Source organism: Archangium gephyra, assembly GCF_049060025.1.
GTDB lineage: Bacteria > Myxococcota > Myxococcia > Myxococcales > Myxococcaceae > Archangium > Archangium gephyra_A.
Genome location: NZ_JBMEQQ010000002.1, coordinates 2,148,565 through 2,160,915, shown reverse-complemented (window position 1 = coordinate 2,160,915; position 12,351 = coordinate 2,148,565). Strand labels below are relative to the sequence as shown.

Below are 12,351 nucleotides of genomic sequence, written 5' to 3'. Positions count from 1 at the left end.
CCGGGCAGTGCGCCCGTACTGAAGGGGGGCGAATGAGCTTCGCCCCCATCTCCAAGGCCCCGCGGGAAGCGGGCTCCCGGACAGGGTCTCTCCTGAGCGTGCTCCTCCTCGAGGACGACCCGCTCGATGCCGAGCTCATCCAGGAGCGGTTGGAGCGGGGAGGACTCCCCGTGGAGTTCACCCGCGTGGACTCCGATGGGGCCTTCACCGAGGCCCTGGCCGATCGCCGCCATCAGCTCATCCTCTCGGACTACAACATCCCGGGCTTCCATGGCCTGTCGGCGTTGCAGCTCGCGCGCCGCACCCGGCCGCAGCTTCCCTTCATCTTCGTGTCGGGAGCGCTCGGGGAGGAGCGCGCCATCGAGCTGCTCAAGCAGGGCGCCACCGACTACGTCCTCAAGGATCGCCTGGAGCGGCTGGTGCCGAGTGTGGAGCGTGCCCTGCGGGAGGCCCGCGAGAGTGCCGAGCGGCAGCAGGCCGAGCTGCGCCTGCGGGAGAGCGAGGAGCGCTACCGGCTGGCCGTGAAGGCCACCCGGGACGCGCTCTGGGACTGGGATTTGAAGACGGGCCAGATCACCCGGAACGAGGATGTCTGGGAGCAGTTCGGCTATCGCGATCAGAAGGTGGACCCCACCGGTCAGTGGTGGCGCGAGGCCGTCCACCCGGAGGATCTCCCGCGCGTGCTGCAGGGCCTCCAGGCCGTCGTCGAATCACCCGAGGGCGATCGGTGGGAGATCGAATACCGCGTGCGCCGCAATGATGGGCGCTATGCCACGGTGGCGGACCGCGGCTTCCTCGTGCGGGACGAGCACGGCCGGGCCAGCCGGATGGTGGGGGCCATGCAGGACGTGACGGCGCACCGGGCCGCCGAAGCCGAGGCACTCCAGCGTGCCGAGTTCGCCCAGCAGCTCATCGGCATCGTGTCCCATGACCTGCGCAACCCCCTGGGGGCCATCTCCATGAGCGCCGAGGGGCTCGTGCACCAGGCGTCCCTGGGCGAGCGGGATGCCTTCTACGCCCGCCTCATCCTCACCAGCGCCGAGCGCGCCACCCGCCTGGTGCGGGATCTGCTCGACTTCACCCGGGCGCGCCTGGGTGGCGGCATTCCCTTGCATCGCGGCAACGTGGAGCTGCGCGCGCTCGTCCGGCAGGTGTTGCAGGAGGTGGGGCTCAACCACCCCGGGCGGCAGCTCCACGAGCATTACCAGGACGCGGGCAAGGGCCTGTGGGACGCGGACCGGCTGGCGCAGGTGCTGGGCAACCTGGTGAGCAACGCCCTCCAGTATTCGCCCCGGGATGCGCCCGTCTCGGTGTCGGTGGTGGGGGAGGCGGACGCCGTGGAGATCGAGGTCCACAACACCGGCGAGCCCATCCCCGCCGGGTTGATCGGCCGCCTCTTCCAGCCCCTGCAGCGCGGCGAGGACGCCTCCGACAACTCCCGCCGCAGCATCGGGCTGGGCCTCTACATCGTGGATCAGATCGTCCGGGCCCATGGGGGCGCGGTGGGCGTCCGCTCCTGCGAGCAAGAGGGCACCACCTTCCAGATTCGACTGCCGCGGATGCCTCTCCCATGAAGACCTCCCAGTTCTTCTCCAACGTGAGTCACGAGCTGCGCACCCACCTGGCGCTCATCCTCGGGCCCGCGGAGTCCCTGCTCGTGCACGGCCACAACCTCACCGGAGTCCAGCGCAGGGATCTGGACGTCATGCGCCGCAACGCCGTCCAGCTCCTCAGGCACGTCGATGATCTGATCGACACCGCCCGGATGGACGTGGGGCACATGACGCTGGCGTACGCCGAGGTGGATCTGGCCGCGTTGGTGCGCGAGGTGGCCAGGCAATTCGAGCCGCTGGTGTTCCTGCGGCACATCACCCTCACCGTGGACGCGCCCGGGCCCCTCTCCGTGCAGGTGGACGTGGAGAAGCTGGAGCGGGTGCTCATCCACCTGATGTCCACCGCCTTCAAGTCCACTCCGGACGGTGGACGCGTCCGCCTGTCGGTGAACGGGGCTCCCGGCGAGCGGGCGCTGCTGGAGGTGGAGGACTCGGGGCAGGAGGCCACGCGCGGACAGCCGGGTTCGGAGCTGGGCCTGTCCCTCGTGCGCGACTTCGTCGCGCTGCACGGCGGGCTCGTCCGCGTGACGGAGGCGCGGGGCGGCGGGGCGCTCTTCCAGGTGGAGTTGCCCTGTCAGGCGCCCGAGGGCACACAGGTGACGCGGCGCGCTCCCGAGGTGGCCTGGGGGCTGGAGGCGGGCCTGGCGCTGCGCAGCATCCTGGAGGCACTCACCCCCCAGGTGGACGAGCGGACCCCGGCCGACGCCCAGGCCCGGACGCAGGACACCGTACGCCCGGCCGTGCTGGTGGTGAAGGACAACCCGGAGGCTCCACCGCTTCCTGCTGGATGCGCTCCAGGAGGACTACCGCGTCATTTCCGCCTTCGATGGCCAGGAGGCGCTCGAGAAGGCCCGGTTGCTCCGGCCGGACCTCGTCCTCACCGGCCTCCAGCTCCCCCGGCTGAGCGGTGATGCCCTGGTGGCCGCGCTGCGCCAGGAGGAGTCGCTCGAGGGGGTGCCCATCGTGGTGCTGTCCACGAGTGACGATGAAGCGCTCAAGCTGAAGCTGCTGCGCGAGGGCGCCCAGGACTACCTGGTGAAGCCCTTCTCGGCCGAGGAGGTGCGCGTGCGCGTGCGCAACCTCGTCCAGCTCAAGCGTGTCCGCGAGGAGCTGGAGCGGCGCAACCACGAGCTGGAGCAGCTCCGCTCGCGGGAGGAGGCGCACTACCGGGCCATCCTCGACGCGGCCCCGCCCGTCATCTACGTCAAGGATCTCCAGGGCCGCTACCTGCTGGTCAACAGGGCCTTCGAGTCCTTCATCCGCCGCAATCGTGGGGCGCTGCTCGGCAGGACGGACGAGCAGCTCTACAGTCCCGAGATCGCCGAGGCGTTCCGCCGCAATGACGTGGAGGTGCTGCGCCGCAACGGCCCCGTGGAGTCGGAGGAGTGGGCACCCCACGTGGATGGGCTGCACGCGTACCACTCGATCAAGTTCCCGCTGCTGGACACGTCGGGCCAGCCCTATGCCCTGTGCGGCATCTCCACGGACATCAGCGTCCAGAAGCGCGCGGAGGTGGAGCGCGAGCGCTTCTTCCAACTGGCGCCGGACATGTTCTGCATCGCGGGCCTGGACGCCCGCTTCAAGCGCGTCAACCCGGCCTTCTCGCGGGTGCTGGGCTGGAGCGAGGCGGAGCTGCTCGCCCAACCCTTCCTGGATCTCATCCACCCACAGGATCGGGAGCGGACGGTCCAGGAGCTGACGGACATCGAGCAGGGCCAGCACGCCCTCCACTTCGAGAACCGCTACCTGTGCAAGGACGGCTCCTGGCGGTGGCTGGCCTGGACGACCTCTCCCTCGACGGAGGATGGCTTCATCTTCGCCGCCGCGCGTGACATCACCGTGCAGCGCGAGGTGCAGGAGGCGGTGCGGCTGCTCAACCAGCAATTGGAGCAGCGCGTGAGCGAGCGGACCCGGCAGCTCGAGGAGGCCAACCGGGAGCTGGAGTCCTTCAGCTACACGGTGAGCCATGATCTCCGGGCGCCCCTGCGCCACATCACCGGCTTCGTCGAGCTCCTCGAGCGCCATGCCCGCGGCGTCCTGGACGCCAAGTCCCAGGGCTACCTGCGCACCATCTCCGAGTCGGCGCGGCGGGGCGGCCAGCTCGTGGATGATCTGCTCGCCTTCAGCCGCATGGGCCGGGTGGAGATGCGCCAGTCCCTCCTGCAACTGGAGCCGCTGGTGGCGGAGGTGTGGGAGGAGCTCGCTCCGGAGCGCGAGGGCCGGCACATCCTCCTGGAGGTGGGGCCGATGCCGGAGGCGAGGGGAGACCCCGCCATGCTGAGGCTCGTCTTCAAGAACCTGCTCGGCAACGCGGTGAAGTACACGCGGCCCCGGGAGGAGGCCCGCATCGGGGTGACGGCCGAGCGGGGCGAGGAAGGCCTCGTCATCCACGTGAAGGACAACGGCGTGGGCTTCGACATGGCCTACGAGGACAAGCTGTTCGGCGTCTTCCAGCGGCTGCACCGTGCCAGCGAGTTCGAGGGCACGGGCATTGGCCTGGCGCACGTGCGGCGCATCATCATGCGCCACGGAGGCCGGACCTGGGGCAAGGGCGCCCTGGGGCAGGGAGCCACCTTCTCCTTCTCCCTGCCGGTGGCTCCCGCGCCCTGAGCGGGCTCAGCCGCCCGGCCCCGCCCGGGTGACGCGGTATGTCATGCCGCGGCGGCGAGGGGGCTGGCAACCGCTTTTTCCCCTGGGGTCGCAGGGGGGCGGAAACGTTTTCCGGGGTGAATCGTACGTGAGTCAGGAGATGCGAAGTCCCACGGACGAAGAGGCTCATGGAACGCTTCTGCGACGGTGACCAGGCGGCTTTCGAGGCGCTCTTCGCCCGGCATGCCGGACGCGTGCAGGGCTTCCTGGCGCGGATGGTGCGGGATGGGCCGCTCGCGGAGGATCTGCTGCAGACGACCTTCCTGTCCGTCGTCCGGGCGAGGGGCCGGTACGAGCCGGGCACGCGCTTCGCTCCCTGGTTGCTGACGATCGCCGCCAACGCGGCGCGGGATGCGCTGCGCCGCCGCCAGCACGTGGAGGCGTACGCGAAGGATCGGGATCCCTCGCCCGCGTCGGTCCCACCCGGAGTGGGCGATCCCGGCATGCGCAGGCACATCGAGGATGCGCTGCAGCAGCTTCACCCGGACCAGCGCGAGGCGGTCATCCTCAGCAAGGTCGAGGGGTGGTCGTTCGAGGAGATCGCCTCCATGCGAGGCATCAGCGTGGGCGCGGCCCGGGTCCGGGCGCACCGGGGATACGAGAAGCTCCGGCAGTTGCTGGATGGGCTGGAGGAGGCCTGATGCGACCGTCCATCGATGCCTTGCTCGCCGAGGAGCCTCCGGACCGACAGCGCGGCCAGGGAGCGGGCGCTGTCCGCCGCTCGCCAGGAGCTGGCGCACCCTCGTCCGGTGCGGCGCTGGCGGACGCAGGCCACGTGGGTGTTCGCGGCGTCGGCGGGCCTGGCGGCCGGGGTGGCCGGGGTGCTGCTCCTGCTGGGGCGGACGTCCGGTGCCGTCCTGCTGGGCCGCGCGCCGCTCCTGGCCCTGCTCTGGGCCACCAGCGCGGTGTGCGCCTGGGCCGCGGTCTCTCCGCGCGGCCGGAAGCTCGAGCCGTGGGGCGTGATGATGGCCCTGGCCAGCGCGGCGGCGCTCGTCCTCACCCGGGGCCCGGCCACCGAGGCCTCAACCCTGCCGGAGTGGGTCTGCACGGCCAGTCACATCGGGGTGGCGCTCCTCCCGCTCGCCGTGGCGGTGGCCGTCCTGCGCGGCGCCGCCTTCCGTCCCTTGCGTGCCCTCCTGGCCGGTCTCTCCGTGGGAACCACGGGCGCCTTCCTGGGAGAAGCTCGCGTGCACCCTGAGCTGGCAGCACGTTCTGGGTTACCACCTGTCCGCCTGGGCGATCGCCGCCGTCGCGACGCTCGCCGTCTCCAAGTCCCTCGAACCCCGGTCTTTCGCGCCATGATCCAGGATGCCACTCTCATCGTTTTCGAGGACGTGGAAGGCGCTCCCGTGCGCATCGGCGAGACGGTGAAGATCGTCGGTACCTCGGCGGATGACTCCATGAACCGGCGGTTCCTCGGCCAGGCCGGCGTCGTGGTGGCGCTGGTGTTCGATGACCCGGACCTCCAGTACCCGCATGATCCGCTCATCCAGGTGCGCGTCGGCGACGTGGGCGAGGATCTCTTCTTCCCGGAGGAGCTCGAGCTGGCGCCGGAGTGGGCGAGGCGGCGGATCGCCGAGCTGAGGCAGTCGATGCGGGAAGTGGAACGGCGCGACCTGGAGCGGATGACCTGAGGCGGCGCCCGCTCAGCGCTCCCGTCGCGGCAGCCGCTCCACCATCTGCCGCGGCTTGAGGATGCCGAACGGCAGATCCTTGCGGCCGGCCATCGACAGCACCCGCTTGTCCTTGCTCACCAGCCAGGAGGCGCCCACGCGCGCGGCGAGGACGAGGAACTTCTGGTCATCCCGATCCCGGCAGCGGGGCAGGGGAGGCACGGGCATTCCGGGCTCCTCGGCGGCCATGCGCACGAGGCTCCGGTAGCGGGCCTGGACCGCGTATCGTGCCGCCTCGTCCAACGCGAAGGAGGGGTAGGCGAGGACGAGCTCCAGCTCCCCCAGGGTGTCCACATCCGCCCAGGCGGTGACCTCGCCCGCCGTCAGGGCCTGGGCCAGGGGACGCACGGTGGGGTCGTCGAAGACCAGCAGGTCCAGGACCACGTTGGTGTCGAGCACCAGGGGCAACGGCGGCGAGGAGGGCACGGGGGACATGGTCAACGCCAGGAGACTCCGGCCGGGGGCTCCTCGCCCGTGATGGTCTTCATCCAGGCGCGCAGTGCCTCCCTGTCCGAGGGGAGATCATCCAGCCAACGCCGGAGGGTGCCGTCCTCGCCCGTGGAGACGAGGCCGCGGCCATCCGGGAGGAATTCCACGGAGCCCACCTGCCCGCTGTGGCCGCGCAGCATCCGGCCCTCGCCGGTGGCCAGGTCCCACAGCCACACCGTCTTGTCGAGACTCGCCGCGGCCAGCCGTGTGCCGTCGGGAGAGAAGGCGATGTCCCGGACCTCGCCATGGGGGCCGCGCAGCGTGAGCTGGAGCTGGCGCGTCCGGGCATCCCAGATCAACAAGCGCCCATCCTTCTGGTTCCGGCTGGCCACGCGGTCTCCCGCCGGGGAGAAGAGGACCTCCAGCACGCCCGCGCCGCTCGCGTCCATGCGATGGCTCTGGCCGCTGCCCAGCTCCCAGAAACGCACGGTGTGATCCATGGCGCCCGTGACGAGGTGCTGCCCATCCGGGGAGAAGGCCAGGGAGCGGACGGAGTCCTCGTGGCCCTTCAGGACCTCGAAACGTCCCGAGGCCACGTCCCACAACCGCACCATCCGGTCCGCGCTCGCGGAGGCGAGCCGTGTGCCCTCGGGCGAGAAGGCGACCTGCCACACCCGCTTGCCGTGACCGCCGAGCAACCGTCCCGTTCCGGCGGAGGGCTCCCACAGGCGCACGTCGCCGCCCTCGTCGGCCGTGGCGAGCCACCGGCCATCACCGGAGAAGGCGAGGGTGGACACGCGGAGCGAGTGACCCGCGAGGGAGCGCTCCACGCGTCCGGTGGTGGCATCCCACAGATGGACCTGGCCATCGGGCGCGCTGGCGGCGAGCCACCGGCCATCCGGGGAGAAGCCCAGTGCGCTCAAGGGGAGTCCGCCCCTCTCCAGGAGCACCGTGCCCGAGGCCGCATCGACGAGGCGGAGCTCCCCGTTCGAGGACAGGGAGGCCAGCCGCCGGCCATCGGGCGAGAGCGACAGGGAGATCTGCGTCGTCTTGACGGCCGCGAGGATGCGATGGCTCTCCGCCTCCACGGAGAACAGGCGCACCTGGCCATCGGCGCTGGCCACGGCCAGGCGCCGGCTGTCGGGGGAGAAGAGGACGGGGTTGGTGTGTTCCCGGGCGCCGCGCAGGATGCGGACCTCGCGCGTGGAGAGCTCCCACAGGTGCGCGGTGCGATCGTCGCTGCCGGAGGCCAGCCAGCGGCCATCCGGGGAGGTGCTCAGGCTGGTGATCCGCCCGGAGTGGCCGTGCAGCTCCGTCAGTTGTCCGGTGGTGCTCTCCCAGAGCCGCACGGCCCCATCCAGCCTGCCGAGCGCCAGCGTCGAGCTGCCCGGGATGAAGACGAGCGCCGTGAGGGTGCCCAGTCCTCCCGCGAGGAGCCGCCCCTTTCCGCTGCGAGGCTCCCAGGCGTACAGCTCTCCCGTGGTGCTGCCCGTGAAGAGCCTGCCGTCCGGAGCGAACGCGTCCGCCCAGACGATCCCCGCCTCCTTCACGAACTGGAAGGTGCCTCGCGTCAGGCTCCCGATCGCCGATTCGGAGGCCTGGGAGTGGTAGCCGCGCACGAAGACATGGTCCCCGTCCGGCGAGGGGAGGAGCTGATCGATTCCCTTGACGCCCGTGTGGAACGTCCGCGCCGCGCCCGTGCCCAGGTCCCACATGTGCAGCACGTCATCCGACCGGCTCGCGGCGATCAAACACCGCTCCCCACAGGCGACATCCAACGCCGAGACCGGGCCGGACAGGGTCGCGAACAACCTGCCCTCGCCCGTCTCCAGGTTCCACTCGCGCAGCGTGCCGTCCTTGCCGCTCGTGATGACCCGTCGGCCGCCGGGGAGGAGCTGGATCCGCCAGACCTCGTCGGTGTGTCCGGAGAAGATCCGGCCCTCGCCCCGCTCCACATCCCAGACGCGCAGCGTGTGGTCGTCGCTGCTGGAGAGGAGATACCGGCCATCGCTCGTGAAGGCGGTGTCGTTGACGGCCTGCTGGTGGCCGTTCAGCACGGAGGCGAACCCCTGGGCCCGGGCATTGGCGGCGATGGTCCGCACCTGGCTCCAGCGGTCGAAGCCGGGCGAGAGATCATTGAGCCAGCCGATGGCCTTGTTGGGATCCTTCTCCACGGCATCGCGGGCCTGCATCAGCAGGAGCTCGTCGGCCCTGGCCCGCGCCCGTTGTTCGGCCTTGTGGGCGAGATCCCTCTCGGACACGACGCGGCGGACGCTCACCACGCCCAGGGTGGCGAGCAGGACCAGCGCCACTCCCGTGACCATCATCGCGGCCCGGTAGCGCCGGACGAAGCGGCGCAGCAGCTCCATCCGGGAGTAGTGGTAGGCCCCGACGATCTGTCCCGTCTGGAAGCGCCGCAGATCCTCCGCCAGCTCGCGCGCGGTGGCGTAGCGCCCGGAGGAGCTCGCGCCATGGCCTTGGTCACGATGGCCAGCAGATCCTCCGGGATGTGCTTCTGGCGCTCGGAGAGCGGCGGCGGCGGGCCGCCCACCACCCGTTGCAGCACCTGCTCCGAGGTCTTCCCCTCATAGGGACGGGTCCCGGCCAGCAGGTGGTAGAGGATGGCGCCCAGGGCATAGACATCGGCGCGCTCGTCCACGGGCTGCCCCTCGGCCTGCTCCGGTGGCATGTACGCCGGCGTCCCCATCACCGTGCCCACCCGCGTGAGGCCACCGTCCACGGCGGGAGCGGCGGGAGGCGGGGCCTCGCTGGACTCGGCACCGTGGTCGCGCGAGAGGTCCTTGGCCAGACCCCAGTCGATGACGACCGTCTCGCCGAAGTTCCCCACCAGCACGTTGGCCGGCTTGAGGTCGCGATGGATGATGCGCTCGGAGTGCGCGTACGCCATGGCTTCGGCCACCGCGAGCACGTGGGGCAGCAGCGCCAGCCGCTCCTTCAGGGTCTTCCGCTCGGAGATGACGTCCGCCAGCGAGCGGCCGGACACCAGCTTCATGGAGTAGAAGGGCTCGCCGCCCGGCCAGCGTCCCGCCTCGTACACGGGCACGATGGCGGGATGCTGCAGGCGCGCGGTGACGAGCGCCTCGGCCACGAAGCGGGGCTCGGTTCCGCGGGCCGGCGCGAGCATCTCCTTGATGGCCACGGGCCGGTCCAGCCGCAGGTCCCTCGCGCGCAGGATGCGGCCGATGCCGCCGCGGGCCAGCTCTCCGGTGATGGAATAGCGGGATGGATCCACCTCCGGCAGTGACCCCGGGGAAGGGCCCTCCGTGCCCGCCTGCCGGGCGGAGAGCAGGGTGGTCCGGGTCCCCGCCTCGGCATCTTCCGGCGCGCCGCCGGGCTGGACGGTGAAGGTGCTGTCGGTCCCGGGATTTTCCCGTGCGTCGATGGACCCGCCTGCCTCGGTCGGCCTGGCTTGGCTCATGGCGCCACCAGTCTACGGCAAGAGGCCGCCGTTGGCTCCACCTGTCCGGGATACGCCTGCCCCCCCGCCTGCCAGGGCTGGAAGGTATGGCACTATCCGGTTTGTAGGGGGCTGAAGCTTTCAGGAACCCAGGGGGGGAAGTCCGATGATGAGCCAGGGTCCGTGGGCGTGGTTCGTGGCGCGATTGGATGGCTTCCTCTCGGAGTCCTTGCGCCGGGGTTCTCCCCTCGAGCTCGGCCGGGCCCGGTTGCTGGCGGGGACGTGCCTGGGGCTGCTCGCCTGCGACGCGCTGATCCTCCTCCTGGTGCTGCCAGGCCCGGGCCACTGGAGCCTCATCCTCGTGAGTCTGGTGTGCGCGATGGGCTTCGGCGGCGCGCTGGTGCTGCTGCGCCGTGCGTCCTCGACCCGGCCCCTGGCGCTGCTGCTGTGCTCGCTGGTGACGGCGGGGACGATCAACAGCAGCCTCCAGTTGAAGGAGCTGGCGGTGGCCACGCATGCCTCGGTGATGCTCATCCCGGTGCTGTCGGTCTACCTGCTGGGGTGGCGCCTGGGCCTGCTCTTCTCCGTGCTCGCCAGCGTGAACGTGGGCCTCGTCTTCCCGCTCCACACCTGGGGCTCGCTGACGGAACCCGGCCAGACGCTGTGCGTCTTCGCGGCCCTCTACGTGCTGTGTGCCTGGGCGGTGGGCTGGCTGTTCGTCTCCGCGAGGGACGAGGCCCAGGCCAGGGTCGAGCGGACGCTGCGGACCCTGCGCGAGAGCGAGGGCAAGCTGGTCAGCCTCCTCCAGAGCACGGATGACCTGGTGATCTCCGTGGATGCGCGGGGGCACGTGGCCACCGCCAACGACGCGGCGAGACAGCTCTGCCGCCGGGTGATGGGCAGGGAGCTTCACGTGGGGGAGGCCGCCTTCAAGGACTTCCCACCGGAGGAGCGGGCCCGGTGGCTCGGGTTCCTGGACCGGGCCCTCCAGGGCGAGCGGGTGCGGGAGGAACTGAGCCTCCCGTTGGATGGGCGGCCGTTCACGTTGGAGCTGACCATCAACCCCGTGAAGGGCGAGGACGCATGCGTGGTGGGGACGACCCTCTTCGGCCGTGACATCACCGCGCGCAAGGAGGCCGAGGCCCGGTTGAGCCAGATGCACCGCAACCTGTTGGACGTGTCGCGCGAGGCGGGCATGGCGGAGATCGCCACGGGGGTGCTGCACAACCTGGGCAACGCGCTCAACAGCGTGAACGTCTCGGCGGGCCTGGTGACCGAGCAGTTGCGCGGCCTGCACGTGGCCGGGGTGAGCCGGGCGGTGGAGTTGCTGGACGAGAACGAGGCGGAGCTGGGCACCTTCCTCACCGTTGATCCGCGGGGGCGTCAGTTCCCGGCCTACCTGAGGGAGCTGGCACGGCGGCTCACGGAGGAGCGCGAGCGGGTGCTGACGGAGATGGACACCTTGTCCTCGAGCGTGGAGCACATCAACGCCGTGGTGCGCATGCAGCAGCAGTACGCGCGCTCCTCCGGGATGCGGGAAGAGTTGCTGGTGCCGGAGGCTCCTCGACGACGCGCTGCGCCTGCACGCCCTGGCCTTCGAGCGGGTGGGCATCCAGGTCCTGCGCGAGTACGCCCCGGTGTCACCGGTGTGGGCGGACCGGCACAAGCTGCTGCAGATCCTGTTCAACCTGGTGAGCAACGCGCGTCATGCGTTGCTGGAGAGCGGGCGCCCGGACAAGCAACTCTCGCTCCGGGTGGGGCCGGGGACGGCCGGGCGGCTGCGCATCGAGGTGGCCGACAACGGGGTGGGGATTGCCCCGGAGCATCTGATCCGCCTCTTCGCCCAGGGATTCACCACGAAGAAGGACGGGCATGGCTTCGGGCTGCACCTCAGCGCCCTGGCGGCCGAGGAGCTGCACGGCTCGCTCTCCTGCACCAGCGAGGGCCCGGGCGAGGGCGCCACCTTCATCCTCGAGCTGCCCACCCGTGGCGAGCCGCTGGCCGGGACGTCCGGAGACGACCGGCCAGGGCCCGGAGTCCACGTTACTGCGGGTCGACGGGCATGATCTTGATGCGCTCGCCGTTGGCGCCCTCGGCCTTGGTGGCGTTGGAGGAACGCTGCGCGTCCGTGGGGGTGCCGATCGCGAAGCTCGCGACCCGCGACCGCTGGGCGCCCTTGAACTCACCGGACACGGAGACGACCAGGTGCGAGCGGCCGGCGCCCCGCGTGAAGGCGACGTCGTAGCTGGCCGTCGAGGCCTCCGGGAAGTTGACGCCCTCGGCGAGCGTCGGCTGGCTGGTGACCGTCAGCCCGTCCAGGCCATGCACGCTCACCCGCACGCCGGTGGCCGGGGAGTCGAAGCGCACGGTGACCCGGGCGGACGACTCCTCGAGCTGGGCATTCACCACCACCGGGGCCTGCATCTTGCCGTGCACGGGCTGCTCCGTCGCGGCGGTGGAGGCGGCCGAGGGCGGCGTGGACTTCGTCGAGGAGGAACAGGCCGCCAGGGCCAGCAGCGCGAGGAAGCCCGGGACGGCAGCGAAAGTCTTTCGATTCATGTGTGCTCCT

General features: G+C 70.9%; 10 protein-coding genes and 1 pseudogene. 7 read left to right on the top strand and 4 right to left on the bottom strand.

The features are described from left to right. The first annotated feature begins 32 nt into the window (after positions 1-32). The 5 genes from ACN28I_RS09315 to ACN28I_RS09295 all read left to right on the top strand — a co-directional run bounded on the left by ACN28I_RS09315 (position 33) and on the right by ACN28I_RS09295 (position 5,896). Positions 33-1,574 (top strand): ATP-binding protein, encoded by a 1,542-nt coding sequence (locus tag ACN28I_RS09315; RefSeq protein ID WP_420941723.1) that lies wholly within the window; start codon positions 33-35, stop codon positions 1,572-1,574. Beyond that, positions 1,571-2,524 carry a sensor histidine kinase gene (locus ACN28I_RS09310; RefSeq protein ID WP_420941722.1) on the top strand — a complete coding sequence of 318 codons (954 nt, stop codon included), beginning with the start codon at positions 1,571-1,573 and terminating at the stop codon, positions 2,522-2,524. The genes ACN28I_RS09315 and ACN28I_RS09310 overlap by 4 nt, the downstream gene beginning before the upstream one ends. After that, positions 2,427-4,223, top strand: coding sequence for a PAS domain S-box protein (locus tag ACN28I_RS09305; RefSeq protein ID WP_420948607.1), 1,797 nt, complete (start codon positions 2,427-2,429; stop codon positions 4,221-4,223). The genes ACN28I_RS09310 and ACN28I_RS09305 overlap by 98 nt, the downstream gene beginning before the upstream one ends. Positions 4,224-4,390: 167 nt before the next feature. Continuing rightward, positions 4,391-4,903: an RNA polymerase sigma factor gene (locus ACN28I_RS09300; RefSeq protein WP_420941721.1), complete on the top strand. Its 513-nt coding sequence runs from the start codon at positions 4,391-4,393 to the stop codon at positions 4,901-4,903. Positions 4,904-5,560: 657 nt separating this feature from the next. Next, on the top strand, positions 5,561-5,896 hold the full coding sequence (locus ACN28I_RS09295; RefSeq protein WP_420948606.1) for a Carotenogenesis protein CarS: 336 nt from the start codon (positions 5,561-5,563) through the stop codon (positions 5,894-5,896). Positions 5,897-5,908: 12 nt separating this feature from the next. On the opposite strand, the gene ACN28I_RS09290 is transcribed toward ACN28I_RS09295, so the two are convergent. Genes ACN28I_RS09290 through ACN28I_RS09280 form a run of 3 tightly spaced genes read right to left on the bottom strand, consistent with a single transcriptional unit; the run spans position 5,909 to position 9,803 of the window. Next, a complete protein-coding gene (locus ACN28I_RS09290) occupies positions 5,909-6,370 on the bottom strand; it encodes a PIN domain-containing protein (protein WP_420941720.1) in 462 nt (153 codons plus the stop codon). A gap of 2 nt (positions 6,371-6,372) precedes the next feature. Beyond that, positions 6,373-8,733 carry a WD40 repeat domain-containing protein gene (locus tag ACN28I_RS09285; protein WP_420941719.1) on the bottom strand — a complete coding sequence of 787 codons (2,361 nt, stop codon included), beginning with the start codon at positions 8,731-8,733 and terminating at the stop codon, positions 6,373-6,375. Beyond that, positions 8,688-9,803 carry a serine/threonine-protein kinase gene (locus ACN28I_RS09280; RefSeq protein WP_420941718.1) on the bottom strand — a complete coding sequence of 372 codons (1,116 nt, stop codon included), beginning with the start codon at positions 9,801-9,803 and terminating at the stop codon, positions 8,688-8,690. The genes ACN28I_RS09285 and ACN28I_RS09280 overlap by 46 nt, the downstream gene beginning before the upstream one ends. Positions 9,804-9,948: 145 nt before the next feature. Between ACN28I_RS09280 and ACN28I_RS09275 the strand changes: the two are divergent. Both ACN28I_RS09275 and ACN28I_RS09270 read left to right on the top strand, forming a co-directional pair. Further along, positions 9,949-10,872, top strand: a pseudogene (locus ACN28I_RS09275) (PAS domain-containing protein); the annotation flags it as partial. A 514-nt stretch (positions 10,873-11,386) separates the two neighbouring features. Continuing rightward, positions 11,387-11,848 carry a sensor histidine kinase gene (locus tag ACN28I_RS09270; protein WP_420948605.1) on the top strand — a complete coding sequence of 154 codons (462 nt, stop codon included), beginning with the start codon at positions 11,387-11,389 and terminating at the stop codon, positions 11,846-11,848. On the opposite strand, the gene ACN28I_RS09265 is transcribed toward ACN28I_RS09270, so the two are convergent. Then, the gene (locus ACN28I_RS09265) at positions 11,826-12,341 is read right to left on the bottom strand and encodes a hypothetical protein (RefSeq protein WP_420941717.1); all 516 of its coding nucleotides are present in this window, start codon (positions 12,339-12,341) and stop codon (positions 11,826-11,828) included. The two genes, ACN28I_RS09270 and ACN28I_RS09265, sit on opposite strands and share 23 nt — an antisense overlap. Positions 12,342-12,351: the final 10 nt, after the last annotated feature.